Here is a 22,741-nt window from a genome sequence, read left to right as displayed (position 1 = left end):
TTGTTTTTATAGCGGCTCGCACGGGGCAAGCGCCTGGGCCGATTACAGCCCTCAATCACCGGCGTGACAAATCACTGGAAGCACATCAATCGATACTATTTTGCACTGCGCAGGCGTTCACTCGGCGCACGCTGGTTTTGCTCGGTCAAACGCTGCACCGCCAGGCGACGATAGTGTGACGGGGTCATTCCTTTGAGTTGCTGAAAGCGACGGTTGAAGTTGGAAATATTGTTGAAACCTGACTCGAAACACACATCTGTGACGGGCTTTTGACCATCGGCCAGTAACTCACAGGACTTGCTGATGCGCAGTCGATTGACGAACTCGATGAAGCAGCGCCCTGTGGCTTGCTTGAATACGCGGGAAAAATAGGTGGGCTTCATGCCCATGTAGTCGGCGACTTCTTCTAGCGGCAGCTCGCGGGTGTAGTGGCTGAAGATATAGTCGACGGCCCGGTTGGTGCGATCGATGGTCTGCTCGTCGGCCAGATTTCCGGCGGTGACCCCAGACAGCAGCTGGTAGTCATCACAGCCGGCCAGCAGTTCCAGCAGGATCAGGAAATGGCCAAGCCGGGTGATGCCGCTGGAGCCGGCAATTGCCTGCATCAGATCCATAGCCTTGCGGATCGTGGCTTTACAGCGGAACTCGATCCCGTGGCGCGCCCGTTCAAGCATTGGCGTGAGGGACTTGAGTTCGGTGAGTACCGAGGCGGCGTTCTCAAGCAGTTCATCGGTGAAGTTGACCAGCATGTCGCGGGTGGGCACCACCTCGTCACCGGCCACCTGGCTGATCCAGTTATGAGGCAGGTTGGGCCCGGTGAGGAATAATGTTTCAGGGTGGAAATTACCGATATAGTCGCCCACAAACACCTTGCCGCTGCTGGCAACGATCAGATGCAACTCGTATTCCTTATGGAAGTGCCAGCGCACCAGCGGACAGGGGAAGCCATGCTGGCGATAGATGATCGACAGGCCATTGTGGTCGTCCATCAGTTCGTAGGACGGGTCTGTGGCGCGGGCGGGGCGGGTCATGGGCTGGGCCGTCGTCAGTCTTGTTATGGCGTGGATCATGCCGGTTCCTGCGGTTAAGTCCAGTCAGATTTGAGGGTATTACAGGATGAAAACACTGTTGTTGATCGGTATCGGCGCCGGAGACCCGGAGCACATCACCGTCCAGGGGATCAACGCGCTGAATCGCGCCAATGTGCTGTTTGTGCTCGACAAGGGCCAGGCCACCGAAGACCTGGTGCGCATGCGCCTGCAGATCTGCCAGCGCTATATCCGTGAGCCGGGCTACCGTGTGGTGCAGGTCAACGACCCGCAGCGTGACAGCTCAACGGCGTGCTACACCGATGGCGTCGAGGATTGGCACCAACAGCGGGCCGAAGTGTTTACCCACTTGATCGAAGACCAACTGGCCGATGGCGAATGCGGGGCTTTTCTGTTGTGGGGCGACCCGGGGCTGTATGACAGCACCTTGCGTATTCTCGACCGTGTCCGGGCCGGGGGCTGCAGCGACTTCGAGCATGAGGTGATCCCCGGTATCAGCAGTGTACAGGCCCTGGCCGCGCGCCATCGCATTGCGCTCAACACTATCGGCCAGCCGATCCGCATCACCACCGGACGCAAGCTGGTGGCCGAGGATCTGGATAATGTCGTGGTCATGCTCGACGCACATTGTGCCTTTGAAGCCTTTGTCGATGAAAATGTCGATATCTATTGGGGCGCCTATATCGGCACTGCGGACGAGATTCTGATCGCGGGCAAACTGAGCGAAGTGTGCGAGCAGATCAAGCAGGCCCGCAGTACTGCCCGAGCAAGCAAGGGCTGGATAATGGACACGTATCTGCTACGCAGGCGCACCCGCCTGAGTGAATAGGCAGTTGCGTCGAAGTCTTTTTCGTACATGTTTTGTAGAATTAGATTATGGCGTCAAGTTGATACAGCTGCCTACAGTTCGGCTCCTGTATTGCGTCGTTTACATGAGTCAGCTATGAAAGCCCATCTTGCCTGTTTGCGTTGTTACCGTGGGTTCTTGTGTGTCCTGCTTTTTGCAGCATGGGGGCTTGTGATGCCGGGCCCTGCCAATGCCACTGGCAGAGCCAGTTTTGCTGTCGCTCAGGGTACCTTCGATGTGAACCGGGCAACCCTTGAGGTGTTCTTGCTACGGCCCGGCAAAGCGCCCTTGTTGCTCAGTGGCGGTGCATTCAGGCAGGACAGCGAGGTCACTGAACTGGCTTCCGACAGCTGGACGATTAGCCAGGAGGGGAATCAATACCGGGTCGACATCAAGGTTGAGGACGACAGGTTGCGCGTTTCGATACAGGCGTCCCGCCCTGCAAGCTTGCGTTGGCCGCGCCTGCAAACCGACATTCGTGCCTACGCCATTCCTTTTGGCGAGGGTAGCTATATACCGGCCAATGACCCCGGCTGGCTTAGCTGGCTGGTCAAGCGCTACTCCGGCGGGCAGTTGCTGGGTGAGTTGAGCATGCCGTTCTGGACTCAATTGCACGAGGACCTGTCGGTCACCTGGATAGTAGAAACGCCCTTCGACACCCTGTTTAGTATCAAGCGAGTCAAAAACACTGCGGTGCCGCAATTGCAGCATGACTTCAACCGGCTTGCACCTGATGCGCCCTTTGTGATCAGCATCGCCCCCGGCCCCGCACAACCGTTATATGGCGCAGGGCTATATCGCAACTGGCTCAAGAGCAACGGCCAGTTCGTTTCACTGACAGATAAAATTCGTGCGGTGCCGCAAACTGCCCTGCTCGGCGGTGCACCCCATATCTACGTTTGGGACGCAGGGCCGCTGAAAACCACAGACGTCCTCAACTGGGCAAGCTTTATCACGGCTTTTGACCGGGCGCGCCGTACCCCCGGGCATCTGGCTGCCAGTTTATGGTCAAGCTTTGATCCGCAAACCCGCAGCGTATTTGACATGAGTTTGTCGAGTACGCGCTCACGGCTACGAATGGTTTCACCGTTCAATCAACTGCAACTGGTTCGTGCCATCAACCAGGGAATGCGGCAGGTTGTAGCGGTACCCGCCAAGGAACCTCTGGACGGGGGGCATGATCCGGCTGGCGAGGTGTTGTGGGGGCAGGCGGCCAGAACTCAGCTGGTCGAGGCTTTCGGGCCTTACCTGTTACCGGCCGAGCGCTGGGGAGGAGGGCTGTCTGTGGATACGGTCAATGCGCTCAAACAAGCCGGGCTCACCCGTGCCTGGCTGGGAGCCAAGGACTGGCTTGATGCATTCTGGCACCCGCAGGCTGTGGCATTGGCCAAGCAAACCGGGTTTCTGGTGGCGGTGTACGACAACTACGCAGACGCTCATGCACCCGCCGAACCGGAAACCTGGGCCGCTGCGCAAATGGGCGCGAACCTGGCCAGTGCAGGGCAGCATGACGCGAGCGGTACTACGAGCAAGGGGTTTAATGGCATTGGCGTCTTTGCCAATCCCCGGGAGGCCCAGGACTATGCGCGCCAGCGCATCAAGGCTGTGGCAGGTGCTGCCGGGCTCAACAGCTATTTTCTCGACGTCGATGCTGCGGTCACTGCACAGGCGGACTACACCCCCGGCCGGGAAACCAGTGAAAGTGAAAATGCCCGGGTGATTGCCCGGCGCCTGGATTACCCGGGCGAGTCGTTGGGGCTGGTCACGGGCAGCGAGGGGGCGGTTTCTACGTTTGCAGCCAATATTGCCTACAGCCACGGCATTGCCACACAACCATTCGACTGGACCGACCCTGACATGTCCGGTAATCAACAGTCACCTTTCTTTGTAGGGCAGTACTGGCCCCCGGAGACGCCAACACTGTTTTTCAAGACTGTTCCGATCAAACGGCAACTGGCAACCTATGTCCGCTCCTGGAAGTACCGCTTGCCGCTTTACCAAATGGTGCTTCACGACAGTCTGGTCAGCACGCATCACTGGGCCTACCCATCGTTGAAATTTTCCAATGAGCAGCAGAACACGGCACTGCTGCAGCTGTTGTACATGACGCCGCCCATGTACCACCTCAATGCCGCCGTGCTGGAGCGCGACTTGCCCTTTATCGCGGCCTACAACGAGGTTTTTTCGCCCTTGCATCAACGGCTTTTTACCCAGGCACTGGTTGATTTTCAGGTGCTCAGTGCAGACCGGAGCCTGCAGCGCACGGTGTTTGATGATGGAACCCGAATTACGGTCAATTTCAATCCAGACAAGACGCAAAGTGCCGACGCCATGCAATTTGCGCCAATGTCGGCAAGCGTCCAGATACCGGGCGAAAAAGACCGCATCATCATGATTGCCGAGATGTTCAAGGCGACGCGACTGGCACAGCCCTAGTCAAACCGTTCGATTCTTTGCCTCGATCCACTGCGACATGTACTGGGTACTTTTATGCTGATGATGGCGCAGCATGGCACCGGTGAAGTTGTTGCGCCGATGCTGTTGCAGGCCGGCGCGGCAGGCTTCGATGCACTCGACCAGTGCCGGGCCGTGGGTACTTTGCAAATAGCGCTGCGCCAGTAGTGCCGTTCCGTGCTGCTGGGCCTGATGCCAGGCGTCAGGGCTCTGATACAGCTGCACCGCGGCGGCAGCAATCGCACTGGCACTCTGTTCGATGGCACCTGCCCACGTCAGGTCGCCATGCATGCCTTCGGCGCCTACGGGAGTTGTGACGTTGGGCGTGCCGCAGAGCATGGCATCGGCGATTTTGCCCTTGATTCCTGCACCAAAGCGCAGGGGGGCCATGCAGATCCGCGCATTGCTCATCACCTCAAGCGCATCTTCGGCCCAGTTGAGCACGTGAAAACCCTGTGCCGGGTTGTGCAGGGCAGTGGCCTTGGGCGGGGTGTAAGCACCATAGACATGCAATTGCGCCGTGGGCAGTTGCTGACGTATCAATGGCCAGATCGCGGTTTTCATCCAGAGCACGGCATCCCAGTTGGGGGCATGACGGAAATTGCCGATGCTCAGGAAATGCTGGCGCTGGTCAAAGGGTACGAACTGCGCAGGTACGCTGTCGACCATCAACGGGCACCAGTGCAGCAGGGCTCGGGGCACCTTGAAGTGCTCTACGAGCAGATCGATTTCGTATTCGGAAATCATCAGGTTCAAGTCGCATCGATAAATCGCCGCGATCTCCCGTTGCGCCAGATCGGTAACGGCCATCTGCTCGAAGGTCTCCCGTTGTGCCGGGGCGAACAGGCTGCTGAAATCATCAGTGTCGGCGTCAAGTTTGAGGCGCGCCTTGAGCTGTTGCTGGCGGGCGTCGCGCAGGCTTTGCAGGTCGGAGGTTTCCAGTACGCGCAGGGCCTGCGGGCAATGCTTCTCCACGCGCCAGCCGAACTGCTCTTCCATCATGAAGCGGTCGAACAGCACGATATCCGGGGCCAGTTCGGTGATGAAGGTATCGAAGCTGCTGTTATTGAGCGCGATACTGACTTCATCAATGCCCAATGTCGCCAGATCAGCCTTGTGTTCGCCAATGCCTGCCGGGCTGCTGAAGGTGATGTGCCAGCCTTGCTGCAAGAAACTTTCGATGATCTGCATCATGTGTCCGCCCGCCGCCGAAGAGCGGGGCTCGGGCCACACGTAGCCAATAATCAGGACGCGGGTTGGGCGAGTGGACGGCATGGGCAGATCCTTGAAGCGCTGTGGCTGATAAAAGGCGGCAATTAGAACACAAGTTGCCTACAACACCTGTGGTCGCTGCCTCTTACCTTGTGAGCGGCTACAGGAATACTGCACCTGTGGGAGCGAGTATCTAAACGTATCTGTGTTGACCTGTTACAAAGCACTGCGTAGCCTTGCGCGTTCGAGGTTCTTCGCAGCGCGAAGCTAAGAAGGGAACGCGGTATGCCGCGGCTGCCCCCGCAACTGTAAACGGTCGTTGATCTTGCAATGCCACTGCCTCACAGGCGGGAAGGCGCAAGGTAGGTATCAGCCGTAAGCCAGGAGACCTGCCTCGTAACAGATTCTTACTTCAACCGGGCGGGGTGATCCGGTGGCGAAGACTGACCGCGCACTGCTTGCGGCCGTCGTCCCGTATGCCCGCCGTTTTGCCAAAGGGCATCCGATGAAAACACTGGCCAAAACCCCCGTCACTATCGTTACCGGCTTTCTCGGTTCGGGCAAGACTACCTTGCTGCGTCATATGCTGGACAACGCCAACGGCCGTCGCATTGCAGTGATCGTCAACGAATTCGGCGAACTGGGTATCGATGGCGAAATCCTCAAGCAATGCGCTATTGGCTGCACCGAAGAAGAGGCCAAGGGACGCGTCTATGAACTGGCCAATGGCTGCCTGTGCTGCACGGTGCAGGAAGAATTCTTCCCGGTGATGCGTGAGCTGGTGGCGCGCCGTGGCGATATCGACCATATCCTTATCGAAACCTCGGGCCTGGCCCTGCCAAAGCCGTTGGTTCAAGCCTTCCAGTGGCCGGAAATCCGCAGCGCCTGCACAGTTGACGCGGTGATTACCGTGGTCGACAGCCCGGCGGTGGCGGCTGGCACTTTCGCGGCCTTCCCGGATCAGGTAGATGCCCAGCGCAAGCTCGACCCTAACCTGGACCACGAGTCGCCGCTGCACGAGCTGTTTGCTGACCAACTGGCCAGTGCCGATCTGGTGATTCTCAACAAGGTTGACTTGATCAGCCCTGAAGACCTGGCCCGTGTACGTGCCGAAGTGGCTGAAGAACTGCCACCGGCGGTCAAGATCATCGAAGCCAGCAGCGGTCGCTTGCCGCTGGACGTGCTGCTGGGCCTGGAGACGGGTTCGGAAGACCATATCGATGGCCGCCACAGCCATCACGACCATCATCACGATGGCGATGATGACCACGACGACCACGATCACGATGCCTTCGACTCGATCTCTATCGAGCTGCCTCAGGCAGAGGAGCGCGCGCTGATGGATGCTCTGAGCCAACTGGTGGTCAAGCACGGCATTCTGCGGGTCAAGGGCTTTGCCGCGATTCCGGGCAAACCGATGCGCTTGCTGATCCAGGGCGTGGGCACGCGCTTTGACAAGCACTTCGATCGCGCCTGGGGCAGCGACGAAGCGCGCACCACCAAACTGGTGCTGATCGGCCAGGACCTGGACGCGGCCCTGCTCGAGTCCACCCTGCGTACAGCATTGAGCGCCTAAACCATGCATTTGCTCAGGACCCAGCCCGGCGGCTTTGTAGCGGACGACAATATTGCCGACCTCGGCCAGACCCCCGCCGAGCTGGTGATCCTGTGCAGCGGTGATTCAAGCCTGGCCCTGCTCGCCGAAGCGGCGCAGCAGTTGCCTGACGATTATCCAAGCCTGCGTCTGGCCAACCCGATGCAGGTGCAAAACCACGGCTCGGTCGACCTGTATGTCGATGAGGTCCTGCAACACGCCAAGGTGATTTTGTTGTCGCTGCACGGTGGCATCGGCTACTGGCGCTACGGCATTGAACGGCTGGTGCAACTGGCTGAACGCGGTGTGACCCTGATTCTGGTGCCGGGCGATGACCGCCCCGACCCGGAACTCAGCGCCCTGAGCACAGTGCCCGTCGAGCAGGCCGAACGGCTCTGGCACTTTTTGCGCCAGGGCGGGCGGCATAACGCCCTGCAGCTTTATCGTTGCCTGGCCAGCCAATGGCTGGGCCGCGACTATGCCTGGGACGAACCGCACACCTTGCCCCGTACTGCCATTTATCATCCGGCCCATTCCAGCCCTGCACTGCAGGACTGGCAAGGCGACTGGCAGCCGGGCCAACCGGTGGCGGCGCTCTTGTTCTATCGCTCGCATTTGCAGGCGGCCAATACGGCATTTGTCGATGTGTTCTGCCAGCGTCTGCAGGCGGCAGGGCTAAATCCGCTGCCGATTGCGGTCGCCAGCCTGAAGGAGCCGGGCTGCCTGGCGGTGGTACAGGACTTGCTCGATGAAGTCGGCGCAGGGGTCATTCTCAATACCACCGGGTTTGCCCAGTCCAGCCCGGAAGCTCCGCATTTGCGCCCGTTTCGCCGCAATATCCCGGTGATCCAGGCCATTTGTGCCCAGGACAACCAGCCCGGCTGGCAAGCCAGCGAGCAGGGTCTGGGCCCGCGGGACCTGGCCATGCACATTGCCTTGCCGGAACTGGACGGGCGGATCATCAGCCGGCCGATCAGCTTCAAGGACCTGGCGTGGCGCAGTGAGCGCAGTCAGTCGGATGTGGTGTGCTACAGAGCGCATCCCGAACGGATGGATTTTGTCGCAGAACTGGCACGGCGCTGGGTGGAGCTGGCACGTGTGCCGAACCCGCAAAAGCGTATCGCCCTGATCCTGGCCAACTACCCGACCCGCGATGGCCGTATCGGCAATGGCGTAGGGCTGGATACCCCGGCTGCGGCGCTGAATATTTTGCGCGCCTTGCAGGGCGAAGGCTACCCGGTGGCTGCTGAGCTCCCGGATACCGGCACCGCGTTGATTCAAGCTCTGTTGGGCGGTGTCAGCAACGACCTCGACAGCCTCGACCTGCGCCCGTGCCATCAAAGCCTTGGGCTGGATGAATACCAGGCGATGTTTAATCGTCTTCCAGAAGCCAATCGCCAGGCGGTGATTGAGCGTTGGGGCGAGCCACAGCACGACCCGATGTTTCGCAGCGGTCGCCTGATGATTGCCGGGCTGCGTTTTGGCCTGACCTTTGTCGGCATTCAACCGGCGCGGGGATATCAGGTAGATGCCAGTGCGGTCTACCATGACCCGGACCTGGTACCGCCCCATGCTTATCTGGCGTTTTATTTCTGGCTGCGCAACACCTACGGCGCCCATGCGGTGGTGCATGTGGGCAAGCATGGCAATCTGGAATGGTTGCCGGGCAAGGGCGTCGGGCTGTCTGAACACTGCTGGCCGGATGCTATTTTGGGCCCCATGCCCAACGTCTATCCGTTTATCGTCAATGATCCGGGTGAGGGCGCACAGGCCAAGCGCCGGACCCAGGCGGTCATTATTGACCACTTGATGCCGCCGCTGACCCGGGCCGAAACCTATGGCCCTCTACGCGACCTGGAGCTGCTGGCCGACGAGTATTACGAAGCGCAACTGCTTGATCCGCGCCGGGCGCGGGAGTTGCAACGGGATATTCTCAAGCTGGTGCGCGATACCCATATCGACCGCGAGCTGCAACTGGACGCACACCTCGACAGCGACAGCGATGCCGCAATCTGGCTGCCACGGCTGGATACCTACCTGTGCGACCTCAAGGAATCGCAAATCCGCGACGGCCTGCATATTTTTGGTGAGTCGCCTGCCGGGCGTCTGCGCATCGACACCTTGCTGGCATTGCTGCGCATCCCCCGCGGTGATGGCCGCGGGGCGCAATCAAGCGTGCTGCGGGCGTTGGCCAAAGCCTTCGGGCTGAGTTTTGATCCGCTGGACTGTGCGCTGGCCGAGCCCTGGACGGCACGTCGCCCCGCGCCTTTGCAAGCAGTCAGCGAGGCGCTGTGGCGCACCGCAGGCGATACCCGCGAACGTCTGGAACTGTATGCTGCGCAGCTGATCGAGCAGGCGTTGGCGGGCACGCTGCAATTGCCCGACACCGAGCAATGGAGCGAAGTGCGAGGGATTTTTGAGGAGTTGCTTGGGGTTGTTGCACCGCGTCTGGATGCCTGCGGCCCGGCCGAGATGCAGGGTCTGCTTGATGCTCTGGCGGGGCGTTTTGTCCCTGCCGGCCCCAGTGGTGCACCGAGCCGCGGGCGCCTGGACGTACTGCCTACCGGGCGTAATTTCTTTTCCGTGGATGTACGCAACTTGCCCACCACCACGGCCTGGCGTATCGGTTTTCAGTCGGCCAACCTGATTCTTGAGCGTCATTTGCAGGACCACGGCGATCACCTGCGTCAGCTCGGCCTGTCGGTATGGGGCACTGCGACCATGCGCACCGGCGGTGATGATATCGCCCAGGCCATGGCGCTGATGGGCGTGCGCCCGGTGTGGGCCACGGGTAGCCAGCGGGTGGATGACTTTGAAATCCTCCCGGTGAGCCTGCTGGACCGGCCGCGGGTGGACGTGACCTTGCGTGTATCCGGGTTCTTCCGTGATGCCTTTGCCAATCTTATTCGCCTGTTCGATGCCGCTGTTCAGGCGGTGGCGGCGCTGGACGAACCTGATGACCTGAATCCGCTCGCGGCAAAAGTGCGCAGCGAGCGTGAACAGCTGGAGCGCGAAGGGCTGGCCCCGGAACTGGCGGCCCGTCAGGCGGGCTGGCGGGTGTTTGGTGCCAAACCCGGGGCTTACGGTGCCGGGGTACAGAACGCAATCGATGGGCGTTTGTGGCAAAGCCGCGACGACCTGGCCGAGGTGTATCTGAACTGGGGCGGTTATGCCTATGGCGGCGCCGATGAAGGCACGGCGGCCCGCGGTCAGTTTGCCCAGCGATTGGGGCAGATGCAGGCGGTGGTACAAAATCAGGACAACCGTGAACATGACCTGCTCGATTCCAATGACTACTACCAGTTTCAGGGCGGCATGCTGGCGGCGGTAGAGAGCTTGCGTGGGGAGGCCGCAGCCAGCTACCACGGCGACCACAGCCAGCCGGATCTGCCGAAGATCCGTACGCTCAAGGAAGAGTTGAACCGGGTTATCCGATCCCGTGCGGCCAACCCGAAATGGATAGAAGGGGTCAAACGCCATGGTTACAAAGGCGCATTTGAAATGGCCGCTACCCTGGACAACCTGTTTGCCTTTGATGCAACCACGCACCTGATCGATGATCATCAATATGCATTGCTGGCGGATGCCTATTTGCTGGACCCGGATACCCGTGAGTTTGTGCGTGAGCACAACCCGCATGCCCTGCGCGACATGACCGAACGCATGCTCGAAGCGCAGCAGCGCGGGCTGTGGAGTGAACCGGGGGAGTATCAAGCGGCGCTGGAGAATCTGTTGCTGGATATAGAGGAAGAGTAACCAGGCAACCCTCACCCTAACCCTCTCCCGGAGGGAGAGGGGACTGATCGGGGGATGTTCAGGATTTATACCTCACCAAAAATCGGCCCCCTCTCCCTTTGGGAGAGGGCTGGGGTGAGGAGCTTTTGAGGCCGATCAATATTCTAAAATCTGGAGCCCGAAAACATGACTGACACCCCACATTTCCCGTTATCGGCGGTGGTCGGCGCGGACTCATTGAAACTGGCGCTGTGCCTGACCGCCATTGACCCGAAAATTGGCGGCGTACTCATCGAAGGCCCGCGCGGCATGGCCAAGTCGACGCTGGCACGCGGTCTGGCCGACCTGCTTGCCAGCGGCCAGTTTGTCACCTTGCCGTTGGGCGCAACCGAAGAGCGTCTGGTTGGTACCCTCGACCTGGATGCCGTACTGGGCCAGGGCAAGGCGCAGTTCTCCCCGGGGGTGCTGGCCAGGGCCGACGGCGGCGTGCTCTACGTCGATGAAGTCAACCTGCTTGCCGATCATCTGGTGGACGTGCTGCTGGATGTGGCAGCGAGCGGCACCAATGTGGTCGAGCGTGATGGTATCTCCCATCGGCATGCTGCGCGTTTCGTGCTGATTGGTACCATGAATCCGGAAGAAGGCGAGTTGCGCCCGCAGTTGCTCGACCGCTTCGGCCTGAATGTGATGCTCAGCGGCCAGCCGCAACCGGAAGAACGCAGCGAAATCATCCGCCGGCGCCTGGCCTTTGACGCTGATCCGCAGAAGTTTTGCGCGCAATGGGATGAGGCGCAAACGACCTTGCGCGAGCGCTGCCAGCAGGCCCGTGAACGGCTGAGCAGCATCGCTCTGGATGATCAGTCTCTGGCTGTTGTGACTGAGCGCTGTTTTGCCGCCGCGGTGGATGGCATGCGTGCCGACCTGGTCTGGCTGCGCGCAGCGCGGGCCCATGCCGCCTGGCGCGGGGCCACGGCCATCAGCCTGGAGGATATTGATGCCGTGGCCGAGTTTGCCTTGCGTCATCGCCGCCGAGAACCTAAAGGCCAGGCGTCAACACCACCACCGCAGTCCCCCCCTCAGGCCAGCAATGCTTCGCCTCAATCGGGGCAGGGCCAGTGGGGCGAACTACCTGCACAGGTGCAACCCATGGGCGCGCGCCGTGAAGTGCCGAGCTGGCCAAAAAAGCCCTAGGCATCCGCCCCCGTTCTGCAGTGGGGGCGGATGCCAGGCCCCGGTCAGGTCAGCTCTCTGCGGGCAGGCAAGGCGCAAGCCGCAGCGCCGGCAGCGGGATGATCGACTGGGTGCAAACCCTGCTCGGCGGTCGTCCCCGGCTGCACGCTGATCTGGCCTGGAAAACCCGGCAAAGTGCAGCGCCGGAACTCTGGCTGGTGGTGGTGGATGCGTCTGCTTCAACCCGTCGCCATCAGGCGCTGAGTGACGCCAAGGGGCTGCTGGCCCAACTGTTTGAAGATGCGTATCGCCAGCGGGTGCGGGTGGCGGTGATGACGGTCAGCGCAAAGGCGCCGCAGTGGCAGGTCATCGGCTCCAAGGCGTCTGCTGCCTTGAATGACTGGTTGCAGGGCTTGGGTGCTGGAGGCGGGACGCCTTTGCTGGAGGCCTTGCAGGAAGTTGCTGACTGGCTTGAAAGGCGCCGCAAACAGTGTCCAGAGGAACAACAGCGCTTTTTACTGTTGACCGATGGCCGACTGAAAGAGTGGTCAACGCTGCCTGCCATTGACTGCCCGGGACTGTTGATCGATATCGAGCGTGGCCCGATTCGTTTAGGCCGCTCGCGTCAAATGGCCGCCGAGTTGAATGCAGAGTATGTACACATTGATGGCTGATTATTTGTGGGAGCTGGTCAACCAGCTCCCAAATCAGTCAGCCGCTTCTCAAGCAGGCATGACCCAAGGCTGCAGGGTGTAGCCTTCGCTGCTGATCTCGGCGCGGGCTTGTGCCAGCAGGCTTTCCAGCTGAGCGGCGTCAGCGCAGGCGCTGCGCGGGATCTGTTTGCGGCCGATACGGGTATTGGTGCGATCGATAACAGTCAGGCTCAACTCGCCATGACCATCCTGTGCAGCCCAGGCAACGCATTGAAAAGGTTCAAAAGCGTGGCCGGCAATCAAAAGAGCTTCGTTGAAACGGAGCGGGGCGTTCATAGGGTGTTCTCTCAAGTATGCCCATCAAGTGATTAACCGTCGGCTGGGCTTACCGTTCGGTTGGTTACTTGTACTGATGACTTTAGAGGGGCATCAGGTCACACACTTTCGTCATATTTTTAAAAGTTTTTTTATATGACTGATCCAGATCAATTTTCAGTGAGTGTATCTATCGCCCCTGCTCTTGGAACGAGGCTGTACAGTTTGATTGGCTATTAGGGTTATAAACAAACGATCCAGAAAGCGCCCAATGGCTTGCTAAGGTTACGCGTAAGTTGAACAAGGGACTGTTTTTAATGCTGTTTTATGTTTTTCTGGCGCCAAGGAACAGTCATGCTTGCAATGTCCTCTCCCCGACGTCTGCTGGTGGTCGATCCCTGTGCGGATTGTCATGAATTGCTCCCCGGTCTGCGAACCATAGGCTGGGCGGTCGACAGCTGCACTCTGGCAACCGTTGTTGACCGCTCTTGCGATGTTGGCCTGTTCAGGCTGCAACCTTTTCATCTGGAACGTCCCGAAGCGGTAAAAGACATGATCAGTCGCAGTGGTACCGAGTGGATTGCGGCGCTCACCCCTGACGTACTGAAAATGAACAATGTGGGGGATTTTGTCTGCGAATGGTTTTTTGACTTTCACACCTTGCCCTTTGACGTCTCCCGGGTCCAGGTCACACTCGGCCGGGCCTTTGGCATGGCGTGCCTGCGAGGGCAAACTTCAACCCCGTCCGATGTACAGGAAGATGAACTGCTGGGTGACAGCCGATTGATGCGGGACCTGCGCATGACGGTGAGCAAATTTGCACCCACCCAGTCGCCCATCCTGATTCGCGGCGAGAGCGGTACGGGCAAGGAGCTGGTCGCCCGCACACTGCACCGTCAATCCCAGCGCAACGGCAAGCCCTTTATTGCAATCAATTGCGGCTCCATTCCCGACCACTTGATCCAGTCTGAGCTGTTCGGCCATGAAAAGGGCTCTTTCACCGGCGCCCATCAGCGCAGGGTTGGACGCATTGAGGCCGCGAATGGCGGTACGCTTTTTCTGGATGAAATTGGCGATCTGCCGTTGGAATTGCAAGCCAGCCTGTTGCGCTTTTTGCAGGAAAAACACATCGAGAGAGTCGGCGGCAACCAGCCGATCCCCATCGATGTTCGTATTCTGGCAGCGACCCATGTTGATCTCGAAGCGGCAGTCGCCAACGGTCAATTTCGTGAAGACTTGTATTACCGCCTCAACGTGTTGCAATTAACCACCGCCCCCTTGCGAGAGCGACATGGTGACCTGGCCATGCTGGCCAGTCACTTTGCCCGTTTCTACAGTCTGGAAACAGGCCGTCGCCCGCGTACGTTCAGTGACGAGGCGTTGATTGCCATGGGCAATCATGGCTGGCCGGGAAATGTCCGCGAGTTGGCCAACCGCGTGCGTCGTGGGCTGGTATTGGCCGAAGGGCGGCAGATCGAAGCACATGATCTGGGCCTGGAGTTGCGCCCGTTGTTGGTCGGCACGATGAACACCCTTGAACAATACAAGGATCGCGCCGAACGCCAGGCACTGTGCGAGGTGCTGGACCGGCACAGCGACAATTTGAGCATGGCCGCCAAGGTGCTTGGGGTTTCGCGGCCGACGTTTTATCGGTTACTGCACAAGCATCACATTCGTTGAAAGCAGCAAAAGGCCCCCAGCGCTCAAGCGCGGAGGGCCTTTTGCTGTTTAGAAGTAGTAAGGGAATTTCAGGCTGAAGGTGAAGTCTGGCGCATCGTCGGTCAAGCCTATGGACAGGTTGGGCACGATGGTCAGGTTATCGGTCGCTGCTACGGTCATGCCGATATTGAAGTAACCGGCGTTGGCATCACTGGTGGTAACTGTTTGCCAGTCACCGCTATCCTGCTTGAGTTTGCTCTTTTTCTGAATCAGGTCGGACACGGAAAACGACATACTCATTTTTTCGTTGAGGGCAAAAGCAACCCCCGCGCCAATCTGGAAGCTGTCACCCAGTTTGACCTTGCCGGGCTGCTTCAGGTTTTGCGTGGAACTGATGTCGTCAAATGACTCTTCAAGGTTATGGGTATACGACAGAGAGCCGAACAGCACAGCTGGGTCGAAGGTCTTGACCAGGGAAATGGCAGGGCTGATCGACCACACACCATTGCCGGTGGGCAGGTCTTCAGGGACAAACAAGTTGGTGTTTTCAGAGGCTTTGACCAGTTTGATGCCAAACGGGTCCTTGCCGGTGGGGGCCTTGACCCGCACGCTGAAGACTGCATCCGGGGTATTGACCGACTCGTCGAGGAACTTGTATGCGACTCCGAAGTTGACGTCGCCAATGGTCGGGTCGCGGGTAACCGTTTGCTCTGAAGTGGCTTGCGCATCACCGCCGTTGGCCCCGCCGGACTGGTAAGTACTCTCGCGGTAAATCACCGGAACGTTAACGTCAAACTGCCAGCGGTTATCCAGGTTATAGCGTCCGGTGAGGTCAAGGGTCCAGTTGTCGGCCTTGATCCGGTCGAGGTTGAGGTTGCCCAGGAAAATTGAATCCAGGGCCAGAAAACCATTGAGAATCAGCTGGCGTGTGTCATAACGCGAATAGGTAATACCCGTTTCGAGGCTGAACTTGCCGCCGCCGAAAAAGCCGCTGGCTTCATCGTAGAGGTTGACCATACTCTGGGCGGGGGCGGAGTCATCCTTGAGCGCGGCGCCATAAGAGCTGCCTTGTGCAGCGGTACTGGTGCCACTGGCAGCCGTAACGTTCTGGTTGCCCTTCATGTCGGCCGGTGATTTGGCCAGGCGCCTGGGTTGTGGCGTCGCAGGCTGATCCTCAACTTCACGCACCCGTTGCTCAAGCACTGCCAAGGCTTTTTGCTGTTGATCGTAACGTTGGCGAAGCTCCATAAGTTCTTGTTTTAGTAGCGCTAGATCGGCATCAGCCGCTGCATATAACAGGGGTGACGGGAATATAGTGCTCATACATACAACTGCGCGAAAGGTTATCGATCGATGCATGAAATAAGCCGTCCAGATAAGCCAAGTTGTAGAGCCTGAGCCTAGTTCAATAACCCATATTGCGAAGGCCTTTTAATTGATTGAGGTTGCAATCGAGCGCGCCGGGGCTGGGCAGGTTGTTACCCAGTACCACGTTAAGTTGTGCCATGTTATTGACCCTATTACCGCCGCCCAGCAAAGTAGTGCTTTGCAATACGCCACCCTGGGCGATTTGCTGCAGTGAGTTGCCTTGATTGTTGTTGGCCTGGATGGCCAGCTGAACGCCCCCAGCCGTGGCCGAGACGGTCACATTGCCCGCACCAGCAGCCTGGGTGATGGACGTATTGGTCGTGAGTAAAACCCCTTGCTGGTTGACCACGGGGGCCTGGTCGGCCTCGCTGACATTGATGTCGACGTTGTTATAGGCGCTGTTGTTGTCACCCGCAGCCCGAACGCTCTGGGTGACGCCCTGGGCTGTGGTCAGGCCCGCACCACCGGTAACCGAACCAGTGCCGTTTGAGCCAGGGGCACCGTTACCGGCAGAACTGTAAGTGGACACGTAAAACTTGGGTTCAATGGTGTTTTGCACATACATGGAAGTACTGGCGCCGACTACGCCACCATTGCTGCTGGTCCAGGTACTGTTCATCACGATGCCGAAACTGATGATCCGCCCGGGCATCACATAGCGGCCGCGCAACTCGGCCATTTCAGTGTCTTTCAATTCAACCGGTTTAAAGGACGCCGCCTGGGCGTGCAGGCTGGTCGCAAGGCATGCGGCAATCAGCCAAATGGAAGTTTTCATGTACGGCTCCTGGAGCGTCGGGCCCCGTAGTCATGATTGACGCACCTTAAAAAAAGTCGCTTTGGATAAAACCGAAGTCCATGAGTTCTGCGTCTTTAACCGGGTTAAACCCGTCGAGCTGGTTTTTTGCGGTCAGCGGGGCAGGCGGGGTCAATAACGCATTGGTCTTGTCGTAACCGGGGCCGATGATGGCAAACACAATGCCATTCCAGCCTTTGAGGAAATCTGCGTGGGAGTAGCGCTTGTGCCCCAGTACAGGGTCGCCGATATACACCCAGTCCTTCTGCGCGCGTTGCAGCACCACAAAGTGCTTGTAGCCACGGATGTCCAGTAGCACCACAACGGGTATGTTCACGCTTTCAAGGCTCTGCGCCGGAATTCGGTAACCCCGGGCGCGCATGCCGATGCTCTCAACGTAGCGCTTCATGTCGAGCATTGAGAAGCCCTGGGTGCGAACCAGATCCTGATCAGCGTTTTGCAGCATCCCCTTGATGATCTGGTCTTCATTGACGTCCAGCCAATAGGCCTGACGCAGCACGGTGGCGAGTGCCGCAGCGCCGCAACTGAAATCGGTTTTTTGTTCAACAATATCCGCAAAGCGCCTTTCACGAATGCTCTGCACCTGCTTGAACACCAGATTGCCGCCAGGCAGGGCAGCGATTGGCATCTGTGCGGCATGGGCCATTGCGCTCAGGCCGAGGAAGAGGGTGAGGGCGACAATACGCATGATTGATACGCCTGAATAAGGAAAAAGGGTCTCATAAACGAGACCCTTCTTTAGCGTCGCGACTACATGCAGACTTTGCAGCCGGCAGCGATGGACAGCGAGTTGCTTTGTTGGTTGCCGGTACCTGCCGCAATATTGGCACCGCCATTACCCGAGTAGCCATTGAACGAATGGTCCATGGTGGCGTTGTTGACGACAGGGGTTTTGTTGTTCCAGCCCGACCCTTGATTCCAGGTATTCACATTGCTCAGGTAAGACGCACCGGCTTCGTTGATCACCGACAGGTTGTTCGAGGTTTGCGAAGCGGTTGCCCCGGCGCTGGCGATACGACCATTGGATACGGCGATGGCCAGGTTGTTTTTCTGTTGGTTGAACTCGCCCGAAGCAACGTTTATGCCGACGTTACCCGAACTGCCATTGGCCGAGCTTTTGATCGAAGCGTTGTTTTGTGCGCCATAGTTGTGCGAGTTGTTGTGGCTGTTGGTCTGGGTGGCGCTGGTCAGGGACGCAGCGGTACCAAACACAAAGCTCTCGTCTGAAGTGGCGATCGCTACGGCGTTGTCTTGCTGGTTGCCGGAGCCGGAAGCGGCGTTCGCGCCCATGTTGCCTTCAGACCCTTTGATCGAGTCCTTGATGGTTGCATTGTTTTCGACCGCCTTGTTGGTCACTTTGTTGTTGTGACTGTTTTGCACGTCAATCACGACTGCAGCGGCGGCGGCATTAGGGTCAAGGGTGTATGCAGGCGGTGTCGATGGAGGCGGCGGATTGTTGTTGCCGTTACCGTTGGCTTGAGCAGATACGGCCACCAGTGTTGCCAGAGCGAAAGCCAGTGGCTTCAGAGCGATTGACGGTTTCATGGTGTTTCTCCGTGCATCATTAGTTGGGTTAAGTGTTGGCACTTTCCAATTGCACTGCGTTGTTGCCGGGTCAGTCAGCAACCCGGATATTCAGGGTGTTAGCCATGCGGTTCCCCACCCCTGCACTCTGGTTCAACTGCACCACCCCTCGGCTGCCGGTGAAGGCCTGATCGCTGGTAACGATCTGGCGACTGCCGCTGGCGGGGGATGCGGTACCCGAGTCTGGAAGCAGCGCCACGTTCTGTTGGGACAGGGCGCTGTCGTCGATACCTTGCGGCCGGGCACTGATGCCTATCCGCACGCTATTGACCATTTGGTTGTTGGCCCCGGCCGACTGGTTGATACCGACCACGCCGCTGCCATTACTGAATGAGTTGCCGCCAATCGTTGCCCGGGCATTGAGCGAGGGGTCGGCTGGGGTATTGAGCTTCTGGGTGACTGCGGTCGTGGCACGGGCCTCGGTGCCGATGGCAATGGCGCGGATATTGACTTGCTGTTGCTGGTCGCCGGATGCCTGGTTAAGAGAGACGTTGCCATGATAAGTGGCGCCCGAATCATTGATCGTGGCGTTGTTATCGGAAGCTGCGAGCGCACAGGAAGAGGCAAGCAGCGCGGCAAGCAGTGCAGTCAGGTGATAGTCAGTCATGTTATTTCCCCTGACTCAATACAGAGAGCGGGCGCATGCCCTGGCTGATGCTATTGCTGATGGTGCCGGAGAGGGTGCCACCGCTACCGCCGCCATGGCCGTTGCTCATGCCTGGCAGGCCGTTGCTGGTATTGAGGCCGGGCAGTGTGTTGCCCGCGGGCATGATGGTCCTGGTAAGCGCAGTACCGCTGCTGACGCTGGCAAAATCCCCATCGCTCAGCTCACGGGTAGCCCCCATGACTTGAACCAAGGGGCTGGCATTGACGGTTAGCGGGTCAGGATCGGGATGCATGGGCGGATTGCCCACCGCATGGGGTTGCACGGTACGGGTAAGCACTATCTCGCCATTACCGGCGGCCTGAACAACGGCGCACCAGCCCAGCAAGGCGCTCAGGCCGCAAGCCATCAGCAGGTGACCATTACCACAACATGCGTGCCCCATGACTGTGCTCCCTTATCGACGCTGGCCCTGGCAAGCGTGATAGGAAGAGAGCATGAGCTGTGCCATTTCTAATTTAATGTTTGAAAACAACAGCACACAGCACGATGACTGTTCCGGGCGGGATCAGGTGTAACGAACATGAGATGTCAGTGTGCAGCCCCGGCCCTTGTACAATAAGGGCCGGGCTGGACATTACGTGGGGCAGGGGGGTGTCTCGTTAACCTTACAATTTCGCAAAGTCGTCCCTCAAACCAATGTTTTAGAGGCTTCACGAAATTTTCATGTAACAGCAACGGACATTGGCAAGAAGCTGAAAGCATTAAGTAACTCGCTTGCCAGTTGTTTGTTGTAAACAACCTAACTTATGGACTAATACTGTCTGAGCAAGTTTCCCGACTACCCATTAATTGTTCGACTGCGGCGCAGGCATGCTGTTGCCGGGCCTGCCAGTCGCCGGTTATCACTTGTACGGTTTGTTGATGATCGGTGAGCCAGTCAAGACTGGCCGCAAAAAACGCCTGGCGTTCCGCCAGTGAGGGTTGGCAGCGTTGACCGTCAGCGGTCCACTCCACATCGTCGGGGGACAGCAGCAAATGCAGGTCGTAGTGGCGCTTGAGCAGTTCAGTTTCAAGCCACTGTGGGCAGTCACCAAACAGGGTCTGGCTCCAGAGGATATTGCTGAGTAAATGGGTATCCAGAATCAGCAGCGCGGGTTGTTGGGCGCGCGCTTCGTCTTCCCAGCGAAGCTGCCCGAGAGCGATGTCCGGAATATCGGCCAGGCAGGTCTCGCGAGGGTTTTGCTCGATAAAGTAGCGCACATACTCGCCCACCATGGTGCCGCCAAAGCGCTGCTGCAATAACGCAGCGAGCCAGCTCTTGCCACTCGACTCCGGCCCCGCCAGAACGACCACCTTCATGTGCGCAGCGCCGGGTCGCGGCGCCAGTCACGCCAGCCTTGAATGGCTATCAGGGTAAACAACGCGTACAGGCCGGCGGTGAAGTACAGGTCCTGCCAGGCAAAAAAGCCGATATAAAGCACATCGATGACACACCACAATGCCCAACACTGCAGGCGTTTTTGCGCCATCCATAATTGGGCAACCAGACTGAAGGCTGTCAGCGTGGCATCTGACCAGGGGAAAGTGGAATCGGTCCAATGGGCCATTGAGGCGCCGAGAACCACGCTGCCGATGGCGCCTGCAATCACCCCGCCCAGCACTTGCAATGGGCTTAACCGGCTGACGACACGGCCTTCATGCTGTGCCCCTGCGCGTGTCCACTGCCACCAGCCATAGACTTGCAACAGGGCAAAAAATACCTGCAAGAGCATGCCTGAATACAGTTTGATCTCGAAGAAGATCCAGCTGTAGAGCAGCACCATCACCAGACCGATGGGCCAGCACCAGGGGTTCTGTTTGACTGTCAACCAGACAGCAATGACGCCGAGTGCGGCGGCAAACAGTTCAAGCCCTGACATTGGGATTCCTTGGGGAGAGAGAAGGGCGGGGATTGTACCTGCAGGCGCACTGTTTGTGCTCTGGCGTTTTGCCGTAGTTGTGGGAGCGGGCAAGCCCGCTCCCACAGGATCAAGGCCGATGCAGCAACACATAGTCGTTCTTGTCGAAACGACCGCTCAGCGTCGGGGCAATATTACCCAGGTCACTGCCTTGCAAGGCCTCATAGTCCTTGCGATCCATGATGATCCAGGCCGGAGCCGGCAATGCTGCCAGTTCAGCGGATGACTGGGTAAACAGCGGTAGCAGATCACGATCCACGTTAACCATGAACTTGATCGCCTTGGCGTCCTTGCCCATGCCATGCAGTACTACTGGGGCCGGAGCCTGCTCGATCAGTTGCATGGCCTTGAGGGTAAAGGTACGCGTATCGTAAAGGCTGCGCTCTGCAGGTTCGAAGACCATGATGTAGCTGCTCCACATCGCCAGCACCGCACAGGTTGCCAGCCCCGCAACACGCCATTGGGCTTTGAACAGTACGCCAACGGCCAGAACCTGAAGAACGGCCAGGGCCACGAATATGACGGTCAAGGGTGGCAACTCTTCACCAAAACGCTTGCGTACAACCAGCAGACCGATAATCAGTAAACCCGGCAGCAGCAGGAACAACCCCTGAATCAAGCCGCGCAGGCCAGCAAAGACCCGCCCGTGCATGACCTGGAACGGGTAGGCCGCAATAATCGCAGCCATCGGTAACATGGGCAGCAGGTAACGGGCCTTTTTGGCCTGGGGAATCGACAGGCCGATCATCACGATCAGGGCTGCACCAACGCAGTACTTGACCAGTTGCAAGGCTGGCCCCGACGGCTTACGCCCGGTAATCAGGATCGCCAGCAGCACCAAAACGGCCAGCGGATAAGCCAGCGCGTAATTGCCCATGGAACTGGTGAAGTAATACAGCACGCCGCTGGCGCCTTCGGTTCCATCCATGCGTCCTGTCACTTGCATGCGGATGACTTCATGTACAAAAGCCTCACCGCCACTGATCCAGGCCAGCATCAATAACGTGCCAATACACAGGATCAGCAAGACCAGCGCTTGCAGGCCAAAGCTGATCAGGCGCCGCCACTGGCCATTAAGCAGGTAATAGCTGCACAGGATACCGCTGGGAATGACCAGGCCGATCGGCCCGCGCACGGCAAAACCCAGTACCAGCAGGGCCAACAGCCAGAAATGACGGCGTGGTGCCGCAAAGTGATCGTGGGCGTAAGCCAGGTAGAAGGCACTGAAACTGAGCGCTGCCAGCATCTGGTCAAGCGATACCGCACGTGTTTCGGTGATAAAAGTCATGCTCAGCAACAGCAGTGCCACGCTGACCAGCGCCCAGGTGCGCGATTGCGCCGCTACCAGGCGATACATCAAGGTCACAATGCTTGCACTGGCAATGGCCGTAGGTAGCCAAGCTGTCAGGCTGGTGACTTTGCCAAAGGGCAGGGACAGCAGCCAGGTAAGCAGGGTCGAGGTTGCGCTGTAGTCCGCGTAAGGCTGGCCGTAGGTGGTCGGGAAAAAACCGGGGCCGTGACGCAGCATTTCATTGGCGAACATGACAAAGCGCGAATCAAAGCCAATCGCGGCCTCTTGATGGTTGCCCAGGATAAACAGCAGCAAGGCGAGCGCGCCCAGAATCAGCGATTGCCTGCGCAAGGTGAGCAGGGCGGGGGAGGTGAAATCGGCACGCATGTCGAGTTTCCTTGTCTCATCGGGACGCACAAAAAAAACGCCGC

At 58.7% G+C, this 22,741-nt stretch carries 19 protein-coding genes and 1 riboswitch; of the genes, 7 read left to right on the top strand and 12 right to left on the bottom strand.

Going from position 1 to position 22,741, the window contains the following annotated elements:
* Positions 1 to 95: 95 nt before the first annotated feature.
* Positions 96 to 1,031 (bottom strand): AraC family transcriptional regulator, encoded by a 936-nt coding sequence (locus PPTH39_RS02175; RefSeq protein WP_095024697.1) that lies wholly within the window; start codon positions 1,029 to 1,031, stop codon positions 96 to 98.
* A gap of 85 nt (positions 1,032 to 1,116) precedes the next feature.
* Here PPTH39_RS02175 and cobF point away from each other — a divergent pair, with 85 nt between their 5' ends.
* A complete protein-coding gene (gene cobF / locus PPTH39_RS02170) occupies positions 1,117 to 1,878 on the top strand; it encodes a precorrin-6A synthase (deacetylating) (RefSeq protein WP_095019966.1) in 762 nt (253 codons plus the stop codon).
* Between the two features lie 192 nt (positions 1,879 to 2,070).
* Complete coding sequence (locus tag PPTH39_RS02165; protein WP_130871509.1) at positions 2,071 to 4,332, top strand: glycoside hydrolase; 2,262 nt, start codon at positions 2,071 to 2,073, stop codon at positions 4,330 to 4,332.
* Here the strand turns inward: PPTH39_RS02165 and PPTH39_RS02160 are convergent, their stop codons facing one another.
* Positions 4,333 to 5,625, bottom strand: a complete 1,293-nt coding sequence (locus tag PPTH39_RS02160) for a glycosyltransferase (protein WP_130871508.1) — start codon at positions 5,623 to 5,625, stop codon at positions 4,333 to 4,335.
* Between the two features lie 167 nt (positions 5,626 to 5,792).
* A riboswitch (cobalamin riboswitch) is annotated at positions 5,793 to 5,973 on the top strand.
* A 94-nt stretch (positions 5,974 to 6,067) separates the two neighbouring features.
* Between PPTH39_RS02160 and cobW the strand changes: the two genes are divergently transcribed.
* From cobW to PPTH39_RS02140, 4 genes are all read left to right on the top strand, one after another.
* Positions 6,068 to 7,138, top strand: coding sequence for a cobalamin biosynthesis protein CobW (gene cobW / locus PPTH39_RS02155; RefSeq protein WP_095019216.1), 1,071 nt, complete (start codon positions 6,068 to 6,070; stop codon positions 7,136 to 7,138).
* A gap of 3 nt (positions 7,139 to 7,141) precedes the next feature.
* A complete protein-coding gene (gene cobN, locus PPTH39_RS02150) occupies positions 7,142 to 10,912 on the top strand; it encodes a cobaltochelatase subunit CobN (protein ID WP_130871507.1) in 3,771 nt (1,256 codons plus the stop codon).
* 165 nt (positions 10,913 to 11,077) lie between these two features.
* On the top strand, positions 11,078 to 12,082 hold the full coding sequence (locus tag PPTH39_RS02145) for an ATP-binding protein (protein ID WP_130871506.1): 1,005 nt from the start codon (positions 11,078 to 11,080) through the stop codon (positions 12,080 to 12,082).
* 98 nt (positions 12,083 to 12,180) lie between these two features.
* Complete coding sequence (locus PPTH39_RS02140; RefSeq protein ID WP_130871505.1) at positions 12,181 to 12,735, top strand: vWA domain-containing protein; 555 nt, start codon at positions 12,181 to 12,183, stop codon at positions 12,733 to 12,735.
* 48 nt (positions 12,736 to 12,783) lie between these two features.
* Here the strand turns inward: PPTH39_RS02140 and PPTH39_RS02135 are convergent, their stop codons facing one another.
* A complete protein-coding gene (locus tag PPTH39_RS02135; RefSeq protein WP_095000290.1) occupies positions 12,784 to 13,050 on the bottom strand; it encodes a hypothetical protein in 267 nt (88 codons plus the stop codon).
* 333 nt (positions 13,051 to 13,383) lie between these two features.
* Here PPTH39_RS02135 and PPTH39_RS02130 point away from each other — a divergent pair, with 333 nt between their 5' ends.
* Complete coding sequence (locus PPTH39_RS02130; RefSeq protein WP_095000289.1) at positions 13,384 to 14,709, top strand: sigma-54 dependent transcriptional regulator; 1,326 nt, start codon at positions 13,384 to 13,386, stop codon at positions 14,707 to 14,709.
* A 48-nt stretch (positions 14,710 to 14,757) separates the two neighbouring features.
* Here the strand turns inward: PPTH39_RS02130 and PPTH39_RS02125 are convergent, their stop codons facing one another.
* The 9 genes from PPTH39_RS02125 to PPTH39_RS02085 form a co-directional block, all read right to left on the bottom strand.
* Positions 14,758 to 16,047, bottom strand: a complete 1,290-nt coding sequence (locus PPTH39_RS02125) for a transporter family protein (RefSeq protein WP_130871504.1) — start codon at positions 16,045 to 16,047, stop codon at positions 14,758 to 14,760.
* Positions 16,048 to 16,093: 46 nt separating this feature from the next.
* On the bottom strand, positions 16,094 to 16,831 hold the full coding sequence (locus PPTH39_RS02120) for a hypothetical protein (RefSeq protein ID WP_095000287.1): 738 nt from the start codon (positions 16,829 to 16,831) through the stop codon (positions 16,094 to 16,096).
* Between the two features lie 46 nt (positions 16,832 to 16,877).
* The gene (locus tag PPTH39_RS02115; protein ID WP_095000286.1) at positions 16,878 to 17,558 is read right to left on the bottom strand and encodes a C39 family peptidase; all 681 of its coding nucleotides are present in this window, start codon (positions 17,556 to 17,558) and stop codon (positions 16,878 to 16,880) included.
* Positions 17,559 to 17,620: 62 nt separating this feature from the next.
* Entirely contained in the window at positions 17,621 to 18,415 is a 795-nt protein-coding gene (locus PPTH39_RS02110) for a hypothetical protein (RefSeq protein ID WP_095019959.1), read from the bottom strand.
* Between the two features lie 70 nt (positions 18,416 to 18,485).
* Positions 18,486 to 19,061 carry an adhesin gene (locus tag PPTH39_RS02105; protein ID WP_130871503.1) on the bottom strand — a complete coding sequence of 192 codons (576 nt, stop codon included), beginning with the start codon at positions 19,059 to 19,061 and terminating at the stop codon, positions 18,486 to 18,488.
* Between the two features lies 1 nt (position 19,062).
* Positions 19,063 to 19,503 (bottom strand): hypothetical protein, encoded by a 441-nt coding sequence (locus PPTH39_RS02100; RefSeq protein WP_130871502.1) that lies wholly within the window; start codon positions 19,501 to 19,503, stop codon positions 19,063 to 19,065.
* 362 nt (positions 19,504 to 19,865) lie between these two features.
* On the bottom strand, positions 19,866 to 20,420 hold the full coding sequence (locus tag PPTH39_RS02095) for an AAA family ATPase (protein ID WP_095019956.1): 555 nt from the start codon (positions 20,418 to 20,420) through the stop codon (positions 19,866 to 19,868).
* Positions 20,417 to 20,980, bottom strand: coding sequence for a nicotinamide riboside transporter PnuC (gene pnuC, locus PPTH39_RS02090; protein WP_095000282.1), 564 nt, complete (start codon positions 20,978 to 20,980; stop codon positions 20,417 to 20,419). Before pnuC ends, PPTH39_RS02095 begins: the two co-directional genes overlap by 4 nt.
* A 109-nt stretch (positions 20,981 to 21,089) precedes the next feature.
* A complete protein-coding gene (locus PPTH39_RS02085) occupies positions 21,090 to 22,697 on the bottom strand; it encodes an ArnT family glycosyltransferase (protein ID WP_130871501.1) in 1,608 nt (535 codons plus the stop codon).
* Positions 22,698 to 22,741 lie beyond the last annotated feature (44 nt).

This window comes from Pseudomonas bubulae (assembly GCF_900618535.1).
Taxonomy (GTDB): domain Bacteria; phylum Pseudomonadota; class Gammaproteobacteria; order Pseudomonadales; family Pseudomonadaceae; genus Aquipseudomonas; species Aquipseudomonas bubulae.
The sequence above is the reverse complement of the archived record's forward strand: the minus strand, read 5'-3'. Positions and strand labels throughout refer to the sequence as shown.

Coding starts and splice junctions, on each gene's coding strand:
- cobN (WP_130871507.1), top strand. CDS start 7,142: ATGCATTTGCTCAGGACCCAGCCCGGCGGCTTTGTAGCGGACGACAAT.
- PPTH39_RS02145 (WP_130871506.1), top strand. CDS start 11,078: ATGACTGACACCCCACATTTCCCGTTATCGGCGGTGGTCGGCGCGGAC.
- PPTH39_RS02160 (WP_130871508.1), bottom strand. CDS start 5,625: ATGCCGTCCACTCGCCCAACCCGCGTCCTGATTATTGGCTACGTGTGG.
- PPTH39_RS02165 (WP_130871509.1), top strand. CDS start 2,071: ATGCCGGGCCCTGCCAATGCCACTGGCAGAGCCAGTTTTGCTGTCGCT.
- PPTH39_RS02135 (WP_095000290.1), bottom strand. CDS start 13,050: ATGAACGCCCCGCTCCGTTTCAACGAAGCTCTTTTGATTGCCGGCCAC.
- PPTH39_RS02100 (WP_130871502.1), bottom strand. CDS start 19,503: ATGGGGCACGCATGTTGTGGTAATGGTCACCTGCTGATGGCTTGCGGC.
- PPTH39_RS02110 (WP_095019959.1), bottom strand. CDS start 18,415: ATGAAACCGTCAATCGCTCTGAAGCCACTGGCTTTCGCTCTGGCAACA.
- pnuC (WP_095000282.1), bottom strand. CDS start 20,980: ATGTCAGGGCTTGAACTGTTTGCCGCCGCACTCGGCGTCATTGCTGTC.
- PPTH39_RS02120 (WP_095000287.1), bottom strand. CDS start 16,831: ATGAAAACTTCCATTTGGCTGATTGCCGCATGCCTTGCGACCAGCCTG.
- PPTH39_RS02095 (WP_095019956.1), bottom strand. CDS start 20,420: ATGAAGGTGGTCGTTCTGGCGGGGCCGGAGTCGAGTGGCAAGAGCTGG.
- PPTH39_RS02115 (WP_095000286.1), bottom strand. CDS start 17,558: ATGCGTATTGTCGCCCTCACCCTCTTCCTCGGCCTGAGCGCAATGGCC.
- PPTH39_RS02130 (WP_095000289.1), top strand. CDS start 13,384: ATGCTTGCAATGTCCTCTCCCCGACGTCTGCTGGTGGTCGATCCCTGT.
- cobW (WP_095019216.1), top strand. CDS start 6,068: ATGAAAACACTGGCCAAAACCCCCGTCACTATCGTTACCGGCTTTCTC.
- PPTH39_RS02105 (WP_130871503.1), bottom strand. CDS start 19,061: ATGACTGACTATCACCTGACTGCACTGCTTGCCGCGCTGCTTGCCTCT.
- PPTH39_RS02175 (WP_095024697.1), bottom strand. CDS start 1,031: ATGACCCGCCCCGCCCGCGCCACAGACCCGTCCTACGAACTGATGGAC.
- PPTH39_RS02125 (WP_130871504.1), bottom strand. CDS start 16,047: ATGCATCGATCGATAACCTTTCGCGCAGTTGTATGTATGAGCACTATA.
- cobF (WP_095019966.1), top strand. CDS start 1,117: ATGAAAACACTGTTGTTGATCGGTATCGGCGCCGGAGACCCGGAGCAC.
- PPTH39_RS02140 (WP_130871505.1), top strand. CDS start 12,181: ATGATCGACTGGGTGCAAACCCTGCTCGGCGGTCGTCCCCGGCTGCAC.
- PPTH39_RS02085 (WP_130871501.1), bottom strand. CDS start 22,697: ATGCGTGCCGATTTCACCTCCCCCGCCCTGCTCACCTTGCGCAGGCAA.